The organism is Streptomyces chromofuscus (genome assembly GCF_015160875.1).
GTDB lineage: Bacteria > Actinomycetota > Actinomycetes > Streptomycetales > Streptomycetaceae > Streptomyces > Streptomyces chromofuscus.
On record NZ_CP063374.1, the window covers coordinates 4,216,690 to 4,233,295 of the forward strand.

Consider the following 16,606-nt stretch of genomic DNA (forward strand, 5'->3'; position numbering starts at 1 on the left):
GGCCATTATCGCCGTTTGATCACCTCCGGCCAGGCGCGGCCGGTTCCGCCCGCTCCACCCGGGACAGGAACGCCGCCAGTGCCGCGTTGAACTCCTGGGGGCGTTCCAGGTTCGGCATGTGGGCGGCGCGCTCGATCACGTGGAGGGCGGAGTCGGGCAGGGCCGCGTGCAGGGACCGGGCGTCGGACACCGGCGTGTACGTGTCGTCCGCGCCGACCACCACCAGGGCCGGGACGGTGACGCGGGTCAGCAGATCGCGGTAGTCGGGGCGTTCGGCCCGGCCGCGCAGGGCCGCCGCGGCGCCCTCGGGCGGGGTGCCGGTCATCATCCGGTGGACGTGGGCTCTGACCCCGGCGGACGCGTACGGGGCGACCATCGTGTCCAGCACCTCGTCGGCGTACCCCCGCATGCCCTCCCGCAGCAGCCGGTCCGCCATCGCGTTGCGGGCGCGTCTGCCGTCGGGTGTCTCGGCCGCCGCGAAGGTGTCGGCCAGGACCAGGCCCCGGACGCGGTCGCCGAAGCGGGCACAGCACTCCATGGCGATCTGGCCGCCCATCGACAGCCCGGCCAGCACGAACGACGCCACCCCCAGCTCGTCCAGCAGCGCCTCGACGTCCCGCGCGAACAGCGGCAGCGGGGTGATGCCGGGCGTGACCGGGGAGGCGCCGTAGCCCCTCAGGTCGGGCGCGACGACGCGGCGCTCGGCGGCGAACGCCTCGATCTGCGGCGCCCACATCGTGCGGTCGAAGGGGTGGCCGTGGAGGAGGACGAGTGGCAGCCGGGACGAGGAATCGGCGCCTTTGTCCTCATATGCGAGGAAGGGGCTCATGCGATCGACCCTAGGTCCGCCCAACTCCTCGGTGCAATAAGATCTTTGCTCTCGGTGCAATGCGGATCCGGTGAGGGCGGGGCGATCGTGGACGACTATCTGACGCTGGCCGACCGCATCGCCGCCGACATCGCCGCCGGCCGGCTGCGGCCCGGCCAACGCCTGCCCCCGCAGCGGGCGTTCGCGCGACGGCGCGGGATCGCCGCGTCGACCGCCGGGCGGGTCTACGGCGAACTCGTGCGCCGGGGACTGGTGGTGGGCGAGGTCGGACGCGGGACGTTCGTCCGGGCCGCGCCAGACGCGCGAGGGGGACGCGCGCTCGCCGAGCCCTCGACGATCGCGCCGGTCAACCTCGAACTCAATTACCCCACCGCCCCCGGCCAGTCCGGCCTCCTCGCCCCCGCCCTCGCTCCCCTCCTCCACCCCGAGGCCCTGGGCGAGGCCCTCCGCCCGGCCGCGGCCACCGGCACCGCCGCCGCCCGCGAGGCCGCCGCCGCGCTGCTCGGCTGCCCCGAACCGGCGCGGCTGCTGTTCACGGGGAACGCCCGGCAGGCGATCGCCGCCGCCCTCGCCTCCCTGGTCCGGCCGGGTGGCCGGGCCGGCGTCGAGGAGCTGACGTATCCGCTGGTGAAGGAGATCGCCGCCCGGCTCGGCATCACGCTGGTGCCGCTCGCCACGGACGAGGACGGACTGCTGCCCGAGTCGCTGGCGGACGCCCACCGCCGCGCGCCCCTGTCCGCGCTCTACGTCCAGCCGACGCTGCACAACCCGACCTCGCTGACGACGAGCGAGGAGCGCAGACGCCGACTGGCCCGCACGGCGAGCGACCTGGGGATCCCGATCGTCGAGGACCGCATCTGGTCGTTCCTGCGGCCGGAGCCGCCGCTCGCGGTCCACGCGCCGCACCTCACCCACGTCGTCGACGGCCTGTCCAAACGCGTCGCGCCCGGGCTCACCGTCGGGTTCCTCGTCGTACCGCCCGAGCGGGTGGACGCGGTGGCGGCGGTGATCCGCTCCGGCGGGTGGAGTGCGGGGCGGTTCGCACTCCAGGCGGCGGTGCGGTGGATCGAGGACGGCACGGTTCGGCGGCTGGTGGCGGCCAAGCGGGCGGACGCGGCGCGGCGGCAGCGGATCGTCCGGCGGTGGCTGGGCGACTTCGCCGTACGGAGCGACCCGCACGCCTACTACGCCTGGTGGGAGCTGCCGGCGCCGTGGCGGGCCGACACCTTCACGGCGGCCGCCGCCGCGCACGGCATCGCCGTCACCCCCGGTACCGCCTTCGCCGTCGGCGCCAACCGGACGCCGGACGCCGTCAGGCTCGGGCTCGCGTCGGCTGCTGAGGCGGAACTGGAGCGGGCGGCACGGCTCCTGGCCGACGTCGCAGGGCAGGGCCGTAGCGACCGGTGAGCCACGCGGTCAGGGCCACCGCGAGGCCGAGCGTGACGAGCAGCCAGGACGTGGTGCGCAGCGTCGCGGTGAGGGCGTCGTAGACCGCGGCCGCGGCGGGCCGGGAGACCGAGTCGGGCAGGTCGGACAGCGTGAGCCGGCGGCCGACCGCCACGGCCGTGCCGAGCAGGGCGCCGCCGAGGGCCGTGCCGAGGGCGGTGGCGGTGATCGCGCGGCGGCGGCAGGTCGCGACGGAGATGCCGGCGACGGCGAGGACGACGGCCGCGGCGGGCAGCCAGAGAGCGGCGACTTTCAGCACCTCGTATCCCTTTCGCAGCCGGTCCAGTGCGTCGGGCGCGAGGACGGCGACCTCGATGTGGCGGACCGGGATCTGGCGGGCCAGCGGCGGGTTGTCGTCGGCCAGCCGGTGTCTGATGCGGGTGGTGACGGGGGCGAGGTCGACGGTGACCGGGGCGGCGCGCGGGCGGTCGTCGTCGAGCAGGGCACGCAGCACCGCCTCGTGCACGACCCGGTTCGCCGTGTCCCAGCCCGTGCGGAAGGCGTCGGTCTGCGTGAACGACAGCACCGCGTCCCGCACGAACGGGCCCGTCACCCCCGGTGTCCCGTCGATCCGCCGCACCACCTCGTCCCCGACGGTGTCCGCGACCGTCTCCCGCACGGCCGGGTCACCGGCCAGCGGCGCCATGGTGCGCACGAAACGGCCGGTGTCGGTGAGGCCGTGCGCCGCCCAGACGGCCAGCGCGCCGGGCGGGACCAGCAGGCAGCACAGGGCGACCAGCGCGGCGGACAGGGCGCCGCGCAGCCGGGGGGCGTGTGCTGGCCTGGGGGACACGCCTCCAGGCAACCGCCCGGCGGCACGCCGTGCGAGCGGTGCGACTGCGATCGGGTGGATGTGGTGCGCCGTACCGGTGACGCCCGGTCCGAAGTCCTGGCGGAGACGGGGCTTCCCGCTCCGGTGGAGGGTTGGCCCGAACGGGTGTTTCCTGGAACTGAAGCGTTTCGGGACCTCGTCGGACGAGCGGGACCTGCTGCCCGTGGTCCGGTGAGTGGAGGGATGAGGGAGAGCGTGGACCCCGGCCACCATGCCGGGGTCCACGCGTGTCCGCTCGCGGGCCGACGGCCCTACGCGGTGTCCTCGTGCGTGTAGTACCAGTAGAACAGCACCACGAAGAACGCCGCCGCGATCACCGCCGACATCACGGCGCAGCGCAGCACGCTGTAGCCGGTCAGGCTGTACAGGAAGCCGAACGCGACGCCCGCGAAGGCCGCCCAGGCCATCGCGTGCCCCACGGGCGGCAGCCGCTTGGCCGCCTCCCGCACGGCGGCGTACACCAGCACGAACGCGAGCGCCGCGACGAAACCGAACAGCACGTTCCAGCCGGTGATGGGCCCGGCGTCGCGGAGGTTGGCCGCGGCCCAGTAGCCGTAGACGAGCCCGAGGCCCACCGGTACGGCCCAGTGCGCGATCGCGTGCGTGCGCGGGCTGAAGATGTCGGGCGTGCGGGTGGTGCCGGGCCGCGTGGCGGGTTCGCCGTACGGGCGGGTCGCGGGCGCGGGTGCGCCGGGCGGACGTGCGCCGGGCGCGGGTGCCGCGTGAGCCATGGGAGCACTCCTCTCTCCTCGCCCCCGCCTTCCAGGGCACACCGCGGCAGGCCGGGCGGCAAGTCGGTCGGCCGGAGTTCGGATGCGCACGGCACGGGGGCGTGTTTCGCTGTGGTGCATGACCAGGCCCGTGACCGGGGGAGGCGGGGGGCAGAGCCTGCTCCACCGGTACCCGCGCGCCGGACGCCGCGAGGTTCTGCCCCGGTACCAGATGCTGCGCGTCGGCGGCCGCAGCGTGGCCTGGGTGCCGCCGTTGCTGCTGCTGTTCGGGATCGCCGTGGTGGACGCCAACACCTCCGGCGACTTCCGGATCATCTCCTGGATCGTGCTGGTGCCCGGGATCGCCGCGGCGATCTGCGGGGCGTGGGGCACGGCCGCCTTCACGGTGCTGTCGCTGCTGGCGTACCTGGTCGTGGACAACGCCTGGCCCGACGAGCTCCGGGCCGGGCTGCCCGACTTCATCCTGATCGGCCTGGGCGGTCTGCTGGCCACGGCGGTCTGCGCGGTCCGCGTCCGCGGCGAGGAGCACGTCGTGCGCATCCGGAGCATCGCCGAGACGATCCGCCGCACCGTCGTGCGCCCGCTGCCGGAGCCGTGGGGCGGACTGGAGCACGCCGGGGTGTACCTCGCCGCCGACACCGAGGCACGGGTCGGCGGCGACTTCTACGACATCCAGCCCGGCCCGCACGGCACCCGGGTCCTGGTGGGCGACGTGCAGGGCAAAGGGCTCGGCGCCGTCGAGGCGGCGGCGGTCCTGCTGGGCACCTTCCGCGAGGCCGGCTACCACGAGCCGGACCTCGCCACGGTCGCCGAGCGCCTGGAGGTGCGCATCCGGCGGCACCGGGAGCACGTCGCCGCCCTCGGCCACGCGGACAGCGACCGCTTCGCCACCGCCGTGCTGCTCGGCTTCCCCCCGGACGCGACGGACGCCGTGGACGTCGTCAACTTCGGCCACGACCCGCCGCTCATCGCCGGCCCGAACGGCGTGCGCACCCTCCCCACCACCGGTGGCCTCCCCCTCGGCCTCGGCGACCTCGTCCCCCCGGGCGTGCCCACCCTGCCCCCGGTGCGCAGGTTCCCGTTCTCCGCGGACGAGACCCTCCTGCTCACCACCGACGGCGTCACCGAGGCCCGCGGCCCGGACGGCGCCTTCTACGCGCTGACCGCCGAGGTGACCCGCGCCCTGAGCACGGACCCGGGCACCGCGGGGCCCCGGCGGCTGGTGGCCCTCGTGCGCGACGGGGTGCTGCGGCACTCCCGGGGGCGCCTGGCGGACGACACGACGGTGTTCGCCGTGCGCCGGACGTGAGCGGGCGCTGTGTGGGCGGCACGTCGCGGGGGCCACCATTTCGGGCCGCCGTCCGCCGTCCCGGGCCCGGCGGACGGCGCAGCGGTTACGGTGCTGACGTACGTGATCGACAGGGAGGGACCATGCCGGGGACCGTGTTGCTGGTGGCCGCCTCGCCCGTGGGGAAGGGGCGACTGGTGGATGCGGCGGCGGTGCTTCCCGTGCTGGCGGCGGTCGCGCCCGCGGTGCTGGCCGGGGCGGACACCGCGAACGTCGTGGAGCTGGCCGACCCGGTGGAGCCGCAGGCCGTGCTGACCCGGCTCAGGGCGGCCGCCGGGACCGTCGGGCCGCTGACGGTGTTCGTCACCGGGCAGCTCCTGCTGGATCGGCGGCAGCGGCTGCCGCACCTGGCGCTGGCGCGTACGACGCCGGCCACCGCGCGCTACACCGGCTTCCCCTGGCACTGGCTCCGGGAGGAGCTGCGGCTGCGCGCGGCCGGCACCACGACCCTCTTCCTCGACCTGCACGCCGACGCGGAGAGCTGGGAGCACCTGCGCGGCACACCGCTCGACTCCGGCCGGAACTGCGCCGTGTACGGGCGGATCGCGCCGCCGCCCCACCGGCGGACGGTGGCGGACCCGTCGTACATGAAGGCCGTCGCGACCCTCCTGCGCAGCGGGCACCGGCCGCCCGTGGGGCAGCTGCACCAGCAGGCGCTGAGCCGGATCACGGGGGAGCGACCCGGGATCGTGCTCGCCGCCGGGCCACCCGCCGTGAGCGATCCGCACGCCGCCGTCTCCGCCGCCGTACGGGCCGGCCGGCACGCCGACGCCGACGGACTCGCCGCACGCTGGGAGCAGGCGGCCGCGCGGGCGCACGGTGCCGCCTCCGAGGAGGCGCTGCACTGGACGGAGGTGCGGGCGGACCTGGCGATGTTCGCGGGGGACGCGGCCCGCAGCTGCCGCACCTGGCTGGCGGTGGCGTCGACGCGGCTGGCCGCCGGGCAGGCGCCGGACGCGCCCGCCGTCGAGGCGGCCGTCGACCGGGCCCACCACCAGTGGGGCGAGATCCGCGACCCGGTCCGGGCCCGCGAACTGGGGCCGCTGCTGGCCGAGGTGCGCGGCCGGGTGCCGGGCCGGCGGGTCGGCGCGCTGGACCACGTGCGGCGGCAGCTGCGGCAGCTGCAGACGCAGAACTGAACGGCACCCTCCGCGTCCGGACCCTCCCCAGGCGTCAACCCGGGTGCCATCATGATGAGTCATGGCTGACGGGGACGGAGTGGCGGGCCGAGTCATCCGCGTCCGGTTGGACGACACCGCTACCGAAAGCGACATAGGCGCGCTGCGCAAGTGGCTGGAGCGCGAGCAGGGCCTCGACGAGATGGTGCGGGCGGGCAGGCTCCGCATCCACGAGCGGCGCCGCACCGACGAGACCGGCGCACCCATGGGCGTCGGCATGGAGATCGTCGTCGCGCTGGTCAGCGCCGCCGCGACGGTCGGCTTCAACCAGCTGGTGGCGCAGGTCGGCCGGGCCGTGGAGGCCTGGCGGGACAACCGGCGCGAGGTGGAGGACGGCGATCCGCCCGAGGGCAGCGTGGACCCCGTGGACCTCGACGGGTAGGCCGGTGACCCGTTTCGACCCGCGGGGCCGGGTGAACCGGGCACTGCTGGTGGGTGTCTCCACGTACGACTTCACCGATCCGCCGCACGGTGTGCCCGGCGACCTCCCGGCCGTCGAGCACAACCTGGACCGGCTCCGGGACGTCCTCGCCCGGGGCGGGGTGTTCGGCGAGGACGAGATCACCGTCGAACCCTCGCCGTCGCTGGACGACTTCGACCGCGCGCTGCGCACGGCCGCCGAGGAGGCCCAGGGACTGCTCCTGCTGTACTTCGCCGGGCACGGCGCCATCCCCAGCGCGGGCGACGAGCTGTTCCTGCAGATGCGCAACGCCAGCGTGATAGCGGGCGGGCACGCCGTCTTCCCCGGCGCGGAGATGTTCACGACCGTGCTGACCTGGCTGGCCAGCAGTCACGCCGAGCGGATCGTGGTGATCCTCGACTGCTGCTTCGCGGGCAACGCGGCGTGGATCTGGGAGCACTTCCGGGACAAGCGACGCGTGCTGCTGCTGATGAGCGTGCAGGCCAACCACCGCACCGACGCCGGCGACGGCGGGACGCCGACCCCGTTCACCGCCGAGCTGCTGCATCTGCTCGACGTGCCCGGCGAGTCGGGGTTCCGGGAGGTCTCGGACGCGCTGCGCAAGCGGATGGCCGAAGGGCGGCACGAGACGCTGCGGGGGGAGGCGTGGACGCCGCAGAGCCGGGCGGAGCACGACGAGGACGTGCTGCTGTCGGCGCGGGGGGTGCGGGGGGAGCGGTCCTTACGGCTCACGGGTCCCCGCCTCGGTGCCGTACCGCCGCCCGTGCGTCGGCCTCGTGCGACACCGGTCACCGAGCCGGTGGTGTCGCCGGGCCGCCCAGGGGGTGGACGCCGACCCGCGGATGGGCCTCAGCAGACACAGCAGACACAGCAGGCACCACCGCCGACTCACGGGACTCAGCAGCCGCAGCAGTCCCAGAGGAAGTCCCGGCAGCTCCCCGGTCAGCCCCAGCCGAAGCCGAGTCAGCCCCAGCCCAAGCCAGGTCAGCAGCCCCGGCCGCGGTCCGGCCGGCCTCGGCAGCCCGCACAGCTCGATCAGCCCCAGAAGCCACAGCGGCCCCCACGCAAGCTCCGGTCGCCCCGCCGGTCCGTCGCCTGGATCACCGTCCTGCTGTCCCTGACCGCCACCGGCTTCGGGGCGTACGGCCTGACGACCCTCGTCGGCGGTTCCTCCCCCTGTGCCCCGCCCCTCGAACTGCGCGTCCTGACCGACCCCGACCTAAAGGCGACGGTCGGCGCGGCGGCGGACGCGTATCTGACGTCGGCCGCGAACACCACCGGCGAAGGCTGCCGGCGCAGCGGCATCACCGTGTACAGCGCGGGCTCCGCCGACGCGGTCACCGCGCTGCGCAGCGAGACGGGCGCCTGGCACGAGCCCCGCGACGAGGACCTCAACCCGCAGCGCGACATCGGCCCGCAGCCCGACGTGTGGATCCCCGCCTCGCGGGCGGACGTCCCCCGGGTCACCGGCGGACAGGACACGGACGCGCTGGCCCGCCTGGAACCGGACGACCGAGCGCTCGCGTATTCGCCGATCGTGCTCGCCGTGCCCACCAGCCTCGCCGCCGCCTCCCTGGACGAGCGGGTCGGCGGGCCGCTGACCGGGATGGTCGACGCCCTGCGGGAACGGCACGACCACCTCGAAGTGCGCCGCCCCGACCCGGAGTTCACCGACGCGGCGCTGCTCGCCACGATCGGCCTGTACGGCACGGGCGCCGACCCCGGCCGGGTGGAACAGCGGCTCGCTCCGCCGGGCCCGCCCGCCCCGACCGCCGCGGACCTGCTGTGCGCGCTGCCCGACGACGACGCCGTCGACAAGCGCACCGCCGCCCTCGTACCGGAGTTCCTGCTGAAGAGCGGCGTCGGCTGTGACCGCACGACCCGCAGCCCGCGCACCGCCCAGTACCCCGGCGACGTACCGGGTCTTGAGCCCGTCTTCGTCCGGGTCCGCTGGGAGGGCGCCGACCGGGACCGGGCCGCCCGCGACGAGGCGGCCGACGGCTTCCGTGCCTGGCTCGCCGGTGAGGGCGGGCGGGCCGCCTTCGGCGCGGCCGGGTTCCGTGCCGCCACCGCGGACCGGGCCCTGCTCGAGGCGGACGAGGCCGCCGCCGGGGTGCTGCCCGCTCCGTCCCTGCTCATCGAGTCCGCGGGGCGGGACGCGATGGAGACGGCCCTGCGCAGGTACCGCGACGCGCGCGGGCCGGGGCGGGTGCTGTTCCTGCTCGACAGCTCCGGTTCGATGGCCGGGCTGTGGCGGGGGCCGAGCGGCGGCCCGGGGCTGCTGAAACAGTCGCTGGGCGGGCTCGGCGGGCGTGACGAGTACGGCGTGTGGGCGGTCGCGGACGGTCGGGGCCGCGCGTACGAGACCCTGCTGTCCTTCGGCCCCCACAGCCGCCGCTCCGCCGAGGCCGCCATCGATGCCGGGGCCCGCGTCCGGGACGCCGAGGCCGACCCCTACGCCGCGCTGGTGGCCGCGCTCGACGACATGGCGGAGCGCGGCGCCGCCGACGACCGCCCGCAGCTGATCGTGCACATCACCGACGACGAGGACGTCGGCCGGCTGACCGGCGCCCGCCTGGAGGACCTGCTGAGCCGGGCACGCCTGGCGGACGTGCCGATCACGACGGTGTCGCTGGCGAACGGCGGCTGCGCCGCGGGCAGGCCGGACGCCCTGATCTCGACGGCGAGCGGCGGACGCTGCCTGGACGCCGACGACGAACCGGGCTCGGGGCTGAGCGCCGAGGTCGCCCGCACCGGAACGGGGGAGTGATGATCCGACGGCTCGCGGCCCTGCTGGTCGTGCTGCTGCTCGCCGCGTGCACCGGTGACGGGGACGGCCCGCGGGCCGCGCCCACCGCCGACGTGCCCGGCGACATCGTCGTCGCGGGCGGGCGGGACGTCACCGGCAAGAACGGCATCCGGCAGCAGCTCATCGACGCCTGGAACCGGCAGCAGGAGCGGGACGGCACCGGCTACCGGGCGCGGCTGGTCGAACTTCCCGGCAGCGCCGACGAACAGCGCAGCCAGCTGCTCGGCGCCCTCCAGTCCGGCAGCGCCGTCTACGACGTCGTCATCCTGGACGTCACCTGGGTGCCGGAGTTCGCCGCCGCCGGCCTGGTCCGCCCGCTGCCCGGCGAGGTGCTCGACACGGACGTCGTCGAGTCCGTCGCCGGCACGGCCCGCTGGGACGACCGGGTGTACGCCGTGCCGTTCAACAGCGACGTCGGGCTCCTCTACTACCGGCGCGACCACCTCCGCGACGGCGGAGTGCAGCGCACCGACCTCAGCGGCGGCGTCGACTGGCCGGAGCTGGAGGCCATGGCCAACTCCCTCGACGAGAACCCGCCCGAGGGCTACGAGAAGGGCTGGACCACCCAGCTCGCCGCCTACGAGGGGCGCACGGTCAACGCCGTCGAGGCGTTCGCGTCGGCCGTGCCCGGCCTCGCGCTCTCCGACACCGACGGCCACTACGGCGCCTCCGTGGACGAGCTGACGGCCGGCGTCGCCGAGCTGAGGCGGCGCACCCAGGCGCCGTACCTCCTGCAGGACGCCGTCCACTCCGACGAGGCCGCGACCCTCGGCGACTTCGCGGAGGGCCGCACCGCGTTCCTGCGGCACTGGCCGTACGCCTACCGCACCCTGCACCAGACCCTGGCCGCCGGGCAGCTCGGCGTCGCCCCACTGCCCGGCCGGGCCGTGCTCGGCGGGCAGAACCTCGCGGTGACGGGGGCCTCGCAGCGGCCGGCGAAGGCGCTGGAGTTGATCAGGTACCTCACCGGAAAGGAGAGCGAGCGCTGTCTGCTGGATGCCGGGTTCGCGGCGACGCGGGTGTCGGCGTACACGGACGACGCCGTCCGCTGCACCGTCGCGACGGCCTCCCCGTCCACGTCCGGCGAGAGCGCCGACCGCACACCCCGCGACGGCGCGGGCCGCCCCGCCTACGCCCGCCGCATCCTGCTCCCGGCCCTGCGCGGCGCCGTGCAACGCCCGCGCACCGCCCTGTACGGCGCCTTCACCCGGACCTTCACCACCCAGCTGGGCGCCCTGTTCGGCGAGAGCCCACCGGGCGACGCGGTCCTGGCCCAGCGCCTGGACGCGGCGTTGAGAAGGGCGCTGCCGGACTGACGCCAGAGCCCCGAAGGGGCGCGGTTTCCCGCGCGAGCAGCCGCGTCGGCGCTCGGCCGACCGACGGCTACGGCGCGCTGACCAGCGTCGCTGTGCGTCGGCTCGGCGTCGTCACAGGGGCGGCTGTGCGGGCGCAGGTCCGAGGGTGGTGGTGCCGGGGGCCGTACGGTGGCCCAGACCCGTCCGGTACGCGTCCAGCGCGGCCTCCACCCGGCCGGTGCGGCGCAGCAGGTCGCCCAGCAGCCGGCACAGGTCGGCGAGGTCACCGGTGGCCCCCGCGCGTTCCAGCAGGCTCAGGGCGCGGACGTAGTGCTCCTCGGCCGACTCCGTGTCACGGGCGTCCTCCGCGATCCGGCCGAGCAGCCGGTGCGCGGCGGCGGCGTGCACCGCGCCGCGCTCGGAGGAGAGATCGCCGAGCACCTCGTGCAGCAGGGCGGAGGCCTCCTCGGACTTGCCGCGCCGGTGCAGCACGTCGGCGAGTTCGACGGCGACCTGGCTGCTGTAGAGGGCGGCGCGCTTCGCGGAGAGCATGTCCTGGGCGGCGCGCAGTTCGGTCTCGGCGTGCTCCAGGTCGCCGTTCTGGGCGTGGACGTAGCCGCGCATCCAGTGGCAGTTGGCGAGTTCGGTGCGGATCTGGAGCTGGCGGTACATCTCGGCGGCCTTGGCCAGCGAGGCGTCGGCCTCGGCGAGGCGGCCCTCGGCGACCAGGGTGCGGGCGACCTGCCGGTGCATCCGGGCGACCAGCGCGGGGTCGCCGACCTGCGGCGCGAGGGCCAGCGCGAACTCGGCGGCCTGGGCGGCGCGGGCGTGGGCGCCCATGTCCATGTACGGGCCGATGGCGGAGGCGTAGAGCAGGAGCAGGGCGTCCGGGTCGTGCAGTCCCCCGCTGTTCAGCTCGTCGAGGGTGGACTCCAGGAGGTAGACGGCGTACCGGAGCTCACCGGCGAGGTAGTGGGCGACGGCACGGCCGCGCAGCGCGGGGACGCGGGCGGGAAGGGGGGCGTCCCGGAGGGTCTGCTCGGCCCGCTCGAAATGCTGTTGGGCGGCGGCGAGGTCACCGGTGTCCAGCGCGCACTCGCCGAGACCGAGCAGCGCGGTGGCCTGCTCGTCCATCAGCCCGTACGTCTCCGCCTCCGCGAGCAGGGCGGCGTACTGCTCCCCGGCCTCCGCCGCCTCCCCGGTGGCGAAGGTGCGCCGGGCCTCGGTCAGCCGCAGCCGCAGGTCGGTGGCGAGGCGGGCGGGGCGGCCGGTGGCCAGCTCGTCGAAGGCGACGCCGAGCCGGTCGGCGAGATGCCGCAGCGCCTCGTCGGACGGGCGGACCCGGCCGGCCTCCAGGGTGGAGATGTAGGCGGGCGTGTAGGCCGGTTCGGCCAACTGCCGCTGGGTGAGGCCGCGTTCGTGCCGCAGCTGCTGCACCCTGCGCCCGATGGTCTCCGGGTCGTCCCGCTTCGCCATGGGCTTAATCATGCCAGTAAATTGACTTACGCCGGGGGTGGTTGGGAAGGAAGCGACGCAGTTGGGGACGGGTCGGCCGGTGCCGCCGGGGGGCGAGCCGGATCGGCCAACTGCCGCCGGACCCCTTTCGGCCGGTCCGCGGAACCCCCTAGGTTAGGAACAAGATTAAGGCTGCTTAATCCCCCACTGTCGTTGCGAGGTTGCCGTGCACGGACCCGAATCCGCTCCTCACGGACGCCCTTCCGCCCGGTACGCCCGGGCGTTCGCCGCGGCGGTCGTCGCGGCGACGGCCCTGATCGCCGCGGCGAACGCGGGACCGGCGCGGGCCTCGGAGCCCGAACGGGCGCAGATCTCGGTGCAGACCTCCCCCGAGGGCCGGCAGTAGGGCTGGTCGGGCCCGGCGCCGGGCGGACGACGTGCCCGGCCGCGAGCCGATCCGGGAGGGCCGCCGGCCGTCCGGGGCGTCCCGGCGGGCGGGGACGCGGTTTCGGTCGGCCGGGCACGGGTAGTCGGGCCTCATTTCGGGCGGTTCGTGGCGCGTGGCACCGCGGCGCATCACGCCGCTGACGTCGCCCGAGGAGGCGTCGGAGGAGGGAGTCGCCGTGCGGCCCATGGACGAACCGGAGCGGGCGTGGGCCGCCGACGCCATCGCCGACGGCATCCGGGGTGCCGAACCCCGCGAGATACCGCGCAGGCTGTGCCATGTCGCCGTCCGCCTGCTGCCGGTGGCCCGCGCGAGCGTGTCGCTGTGCAACCAGGGGATGCCCGTGCCGCTGAGCGCGAGCGACGACCGCGCCGCGTACCTGATGGAGGTCCAGGCCACGCTGGGCGAGGGGCCGTGTCTGCAGGCCGCCCGTACCGGCGCGCCCGTGCTCGCCGCCGACCTGGCGGCCGGCCAGGACGCCGGCCGCTGGCCGGTCTTCGCCCAGCAGGCGACGTCCCTCGGGGTACGGGCCGTGTACGCGCTGCCGCTGGGCGACAACGCGGGATGCCTGGGCACGCTCGACCTCTACCGCGACGTACCCGGCATGCTCAGTCCCGGCGAACTGCGCACCGCCTACCTGATGGCCGGCGTCATGACGGTCGCCCTGATCGCCCTGCCCACCGGCGAGGAGAACGGCGGCCACCTTCCGGGCGGCCTCTGGCTGAGCGAGCTGGCCACCGAGCACGACGAGGTCTACCAGGCCATCGGCATGGTCATGGCGCAGCTGGGCGTCGGTGAGGACGAGGCGCTGGCACGGCTGCGGGGACACGCCTTCGCGCGGGGCCGGACCGTGCTCGACGTCGCGCACGACGTGGTCGCACACCGCAAGCGGTTCGAGCCGGACTAGCGGGTGTCCCGTCGGCCGGGCCGGCGTCTCACACCTGCACCCGCCCCTGCTTGCGCACCTCCGCCAGCCGCTTCGCGCCCAGCTCGGCCGCGGCCCGGGTGACCTCCGTCGACACCTCGCCGAGTCCGCCGTTGGCGACGGTGAACGCGTCCTGGCCGACGCGCACGGCGGCGACGTCGAGGGTGAGGGTGACGGACTCACCGGCGTCCGCACGGGTGACCGTGATCCGCAGCCCCTGCCGCGCGTCGCCGATCGCCGGCAGCCGGGAGTCGGCGACCTGCACGCCCTGCACCACCCCGCGTGCCGTGGTCGCCGTGAACTGCCGGCACTGCGTCGGCAGGGTCCGCAGCCAGACCAGGATCCGGTCGACGTCCGTCGACCGCTGGGCGGACACCTGGTACCGCAGCTGGGCGTCGGCGTACCCGTCGTCGAGCCCGACGACGGCGCGGGCGGGCGCGGCGAGCAGCTCGTCGCTGTACAGCGCGTCGATCAGTCGCTGGCAGTCGGGCGACCCGGCGGGCGCGGACGCCTTGAGGAACCCGTCGCGCCACGTGGCGACGCCCTGCGTGGGCGCCCAGGGGTCCCCGAGGTCGGCCTCGGTGATGAGCGCGGCCTCGGCCTGGGCCCGGGTGAGGGCCTGCGGGGCCCGGGGCGCCGTGGGGGACACGTCGGGGGAGGCGGAGGAGAAGTCGGGGGCGTGGCGCGCGACGTCGGAGGCGAGCCCGGAACAGGCGCCGACGGCGAACAGCCCACCCGCCGACAGGGCGGAGACGGCGAGGAAGCGGGCGGAGGGGCGCGGGGTCATCGGGGTGCCTCCAGGGGGACTGCCGACGTGGCTGTGTCCACGGGATCACCCCGACCGGCGGCACACCAGCACGCCGGGCCGTAAGGGGCAGGGGGTCGGGCCCGTAAGGGTGAGCCCCCTCGCCCGACAGGCCGAGCCCCGCGCCCCGACGCGGGGGCCGTGCACCGGATCGTCCACCGGGCGGTGGCTCGCGGATCCCTGTCGGGGCCTCCGCGTAAGGTCGCTGGCGTATGCAGGGGCGTAGCGGCCCGGTGAGAGGAGCCCGGCGTGAACGGTCAGCCCATTCCGGTCGTCATCGACTGCGACACCGGCGTCGACGACGCCCTGGCCCTGCTGTTCGCCGTGCGGCACCCGGCGATCGATCTGCGCGCGGTCACCTGCGTGGCCGGGAACACCGACGTGGACGGCGTCGTGCGCAACACGCTCACCGTGCTGGAACAGGCCGGCGCCGGGGACGTCCCCGTGGCCCGGGGCGCCGCCCGGCCGCTGATCGAGGCGTCGCGTTCCGCGCGGCACGTGCACGGGCACGACGGGATGGGCGACCTCGGTCTGCCCGCGCCGGCCCGTACGCCGGTGGACGTGGACGCGGTGACGCTGCTGCGCCGCGAGATCCTCGCCTCGCCGCGACCCGTGACCCTCGTTCCCACCGCCCCGCTCACCAACGTCGCCCTGCTGCTGCGGACGCACCCGGAGGTCACCGCCAACATCGAGCGGATCGTCTTCATGGGCGGTGCGGTGGCCGTCGGGAACGCCACGCCCGTCGCCGAGTTCAACGTGTGGCACGACCCGGAGGCCGCTGCGATCCTGCTCACCGCCGGGGTGCCGATCACCATGTACGGGCTGGACGTGTTCACGCGGGTCGTCGTGCCGGCTTCCGACGTACGGCGGCTGCGGTCCAGCTCCGAGCCGGGTGCGCGGCTCGGCGGCGAGCTGCTGGCCCATCGGGGGCCGGGCACCGAGGAGGATCCGGCGGGCGGGCTCGGCGACGCCGGCGCGGTGTGCGCGGTCGCCGACCCCGCGGGGCTGACGACGCGTGCGCTGCCGGTCGAGGTCTCCCTCGGGCCGGGGCCGACCCGGGGGCAGACCGTCGTCGATCTCCGCCCGCGGCCCGGTGAGGCCGAGATCCACGGCGAGTCGCGCGAACAGCCCCTCGTGGACGTCGCGCTGGACGTCGACGAGGACCGGTACGTGAAGCTGTGGCTCGCGACCGTGGAGGGCTAGTGCCGCGGCAGGCAACGTTTGCCCGGCAAGGAGCGTCGGGACGGGGTGAACGTTGCCTGTCGCGGCACTAGCTAGGTCCTGGCCCGGCCTGCGGGGATGCGGGGGCGTCCGGTTCGGCCTTCACTGGAGGAAGGAAGGATTCCGGAGTGCTGGAGGCGGCATGGCCGGTTACCGGAGTCGGTGGGCGGTCGCGGCGGCGCTGGTGGGTGCCGTCGGTGCCGGTGTCGTGGGGTGCGGGGGCGGCGAGGACGGGCCGGGAGCGCAGGCCAGTGACGCGGCCTCGGCCCTGCGGTCGGCGGCCTCCGAGGCGACGGACCGGTGGGCGTCGGCCACGGCGGAGGCGGACCGCAGGTTCGACGAGATCAAGGGCGGCGTCGACGTCACGAAGGACGTCACGCTCGGCGCGACGGCGACCGGGCAGGACGGGCGCACGACCGCGGAGGTCCGCGTGCGCAACACCGCCGGCGGTGCCAAGTCCTTCGCCGTGCAGGTGAACTTCACCGACCCGGGCGGGGGACTGAGGGACGCCGTCGTCGTCACCGTGGCCGACGTGCCCGCGGGACAGACCGGGAAGGGCACGGCCCGCAGTACGCACAGCCTGTCCGGTGAGGTGAGCGCGCAGGTGGAGCGGGCGGTGCGGTACTGACGGACGGAGACGGCCCGGCCGGGCGGGCCACCCGTACGGCCGGTTCCCGGACGCACCGGCCCCGCCCCGCCGTTCCCATGGACGGGCGGGGCAGGACGGCACGGCACCGCGACGGACGGCCACGGCCGGGCGACGGACGACAGCCGACAGGTGACGAGCGGCAGACGGCAGGCGACAGCGATGAGCGACACGGCGGGACCTGTGGACCCGATGGATCCGGTGCATCCGACCGATCCGG

General features: G+C 75.5%; 15 protein-coding genes. 10 read left to right on the plus strand and 5 right to left on the minus strand.

The features are described 5' to 3' along the window. Window positions 1-19 precede the first annotated feature (19 nt). The gene (locus tag IPT68_RS19075) at window positions 20-829 is read right to left on the minus strand and encodes an alpha/beta fold hydrolase (protein WP_189695876.1); all 810 of its coding nucleotides are present in this window, start codon (window positions 827-829) and stop codon (window positions 20-22) included. 87 nt (window positions 830-916) lie between these two features. On the opposite strand from IPT68_RS19075, the gene IPT68_RS19080 reads away from it, so the two are divergent. Beyond that, window positions 917-2,236 (plus strand): aminotransferase-like domain-containing protein, encoded by a 1,320-nt coding sequence (locus IPT68_RS19080; RefSeq protein ID WP_189696184.1) that lies wholly within the window; start codon window positions 917-919, stop codon window positions 2,234-2,236. Here IPT68_RS19080 and IPT68_RS19085 read toward each other — a convergent pair. Next, the gene (locus IPT68_RS19085; protein ID WP_189695875.1) at window positions 2,142-3,068 is read right to left on the minus strand and encodes a hypothetical protein; all 927 of its coding nucleotides are present in this window, start codon (window positions 3,066-3,068) and stop codon (window positions 2,142-2,144) included. The two genes, IPT68_RS19080 and IPT68_RS19085, sit on opposite strands and share 95 nt — an antisense overlap. 290 nt (window positions 3,069-3,358) lie before the next feature. Continuing rightward, window positions 3,359-3,838 carry a hypothetical protein gene (locus IPT68_RS19090; protein WP_189695874.1) on the minus strand — a complete coding sequence of 160 codons (480 nt, stop codon included), beginning with the start codon at window positions 3,836-3,838 and terminating at the stop codon, window positions 3,359-3,361. A gap of 118 nt (window positions 3,839-3,956) precedes the next feature. Here IPT68_RS19090 and IPT68_RS19095 point away from each other — a divergent pair, with 118 nt between their 5' ends. From IPT68_RS19095 to IPT68_RS19115, 5 genes are all read left to right on the plus strand, one after another. Then, window positions 3,957-5,147 carry a PP2C family protein-serine/threonine phosphatase gene (locus tag IPT68_RS19095; protein ID WP_189695873.1) on the plus strand — a complete coding sequence of 397 codons (1,191 nt, stop codon included), beginning with the start codon at window positions 3,957-3,959 and terminating at the stop codon, window positions 5,145-5,147. Between the two features lie 122 nt (window positions 5,148-5,269). Beyond that, a complete protein-coding gene (locus IPT68_RS19100; protein ID WP_189695872.1) occupies window positions 5,270-6,325 on the plus strand; it encodes a hypothetical protein in 1,056 nt (351 codons plus the stop codon). A gap of 61 nt (window positions 6,326-6,386) precedes the next feature. Further along, entirely contained in the window at window positions 6,387-6,746 is a 360-nt protein-coding gene (locus IPT68_RS19105; RefSeq protein WP_189695871.1) for a hypothetical protein, read from the plus strand. A gap of 4 nt (window positions 6,747-6,750) precedes the next feature. Then, window positions 6,751-9,555 carry a caspase family protein gene (locus tag IPT68_RS34165; protein ID WP_229818333.1) on the plus strand — a complete coding sequence of 935 codons (2,805 nt, stop codon included), beginning with the start codon at window positions 6,751-6,753 and terminating at the stop codon, window positions 9,553-9,555. After that, on the plus strand, window positions 9,555-10,910 hold the full coding sequence (locus IPT68_RS19115; RefSeq protein WP_189695870.1) for an extracellular solute-binding protein: 1,356 nt from the start codon (window positions 9,555-9,557) through the stop codon (window positions 10,908-10,910). Before IPT68_RS34165 ends, IPT68_RS19115 begins: the two co-directional genes overlap by 1 nt. A gap of 111 nt (window positions 10,911-11,021) precedes the next feature. Here the strand turns inward: IPT68_RS19115 and IPT68_RS19120 are convergent, their stop codons facing one another. Continuing rightward, window positions 11,022-12,365: a helix-turn-helix domain-containing protein gene (locus IPT68_RS19120; RefSeq protein WP_189695869.1), complete on the minus strand. Its 1,344-nt coding sequence runs from the start codon at window positions 12,363-12,365 to the stop codon at window positions 11,022-11,024. Between the two features lie 205 nt (window positions 12,366-12,570). Between IPT68_RS19120 and IPT68_RS19125 the strand changes: the two genes are divergently transcribed. Together IPT68_RS19125 and IPT68_RS19130 are read left to right on the plus strand one after the other, a co-directional pair. Beyond that, on the plus strand, window positions 12,571-12,750 hold the full coding sequence (locus tag IPT68_RS19125) for a hypothetical protein (RefSeq protein ID WP_189695868.1): 180 nt from the start codon (window positions 12,571-12,573) through the stop codon (window positions 12,748-12,750). Window positions 12,751-12,976: 226 nt separating this feature from the next. Then, window positions 12,977-13,696: a GAF and ANTAR domain-containing protein gene (locus IPT68_RS19130; RefSeq protein ID WP_189696182.1), complete on the plus strand. Its 720-nt coding sequence runs from the start codon at window positions 12,977-12,979 to the stop codon at window positions 13,694-13,696. Between the two features lie 28 nt (window positions 13,697-13,724). Here IPT68_RS19130 and IPT68_RS19135 read toward each other — a convergent pair whose 3' ends face one another. Continuing rightward, entirely contained in the window at window positions 13,725-14,501 is a 777-nt protein-coding gene (locus IPT68_RS19135) for a hypothetical protein (RefSeq protein WP_189695867.1), read from the minus strand. Window positions 14,502-14,768: 267 nt separating this feature from the next. On the opposite strand from IPT68_RS19135, the gene IPT68_RS19140 reads away from it, so the two are divergent. Beyond that, window positions 14,769-15,722, plus strand: a complete 954-nt coding sequence (locus IPT68_RS19140; protein ID WP_189695866.1) for a nucleoside hydrolase — start codon at window positions 14,769-14,771, stop codon at window positions 15,720-15,722. A 160-nt stretch (window positions 15,723-15,882) separates the two neighbouring features. Then, on the plus strand, window positions 15,883-16,368 hold the full coding sequence (locus tag IPT68_RS19145) for a hypothetical protein (RefSeq protein WP_189695865.1): 486 nt from the start codon (window positions 15,883-15,885) through the stop codon (window positions 16,366-16,368). Window positions 16,369-16,606: the final 238 nt, after the last annotated feature.

Bases quoted from the DNA above. Each gene is read 5' to 3' on its own strand.
- IPT68_RS19075 (WP_189695876.1), bottom strand. From the start codon at position 829: ATGAGCCCCTTCCTCGCATATGAGGACAAAGGCGCCGATTCCTCGTCC.
- IPT68_RS19090 (WP_189695874.1), bottom strand. From the start codon at position 3,838: ATGGCTCACGCGGCACCCGCGCCCGGCGCACGTCCGCCCGGCGCACCC.
- IPT68_RS19095 (WP_189695873.1), top strand. From the start codon at position 3,957: ATGACCAGGCCCGTGACCGGGGGAGGCGGGGGGCAGAGCCTGCTCCAC.
- IPT68_RS19100 (WP_189695872.1), top strand. From the start codon at position 5,270: ATGCCGGGGACCGTGTTGCTGGTGGCCGCCTCGCCCGTGGGGAAGGGG.
- IPT68_RS19105 (WP_189695871.1), top strand. From the start codon at position 6,387: ATGGCTGACGGGGACGGAGTGGCGGGCCGAGTCATCCGCGTCCGGTTG.
- IPT68_RS19115 (WP_189695870.1), top strand. From the start codon at position 9,555: ATGATCCGACGGCTCGCGGCCCTGCTGGTCGTGCTGCTGCTCGCCGCG.
- IPT68_RS19120 (WP_189695869.1), bottom strand. From the start codon at position 12,365: ATGGCGAAGCGGGACGACCCGGAGACCATCGGGCGCAGGGTGCAGCAG.
- IPT68_RS19130 (WP_189696182.1), top strand. From the start codon at position 12,977: ATGGACGAACCGGAGCGGGCGTGGGCCGCCGACGCCATCGCCGACGGC.
- IPT68_RS19135 (WP_189695867.1), bottom strand. From the start codon at position 14,501: ATGACCCCGCGCCCCTCCGCCCGCTTCCTCGCCGTCTCCGCCCTGTCG.
- IPT68_RS19145 (WP_189695865.1), top strand. From the start codon at position 15,883: ATGGCCGGTTACCGGAGTCGGTGGGCGGTCGCGGCGGCGCTGGTGGGT.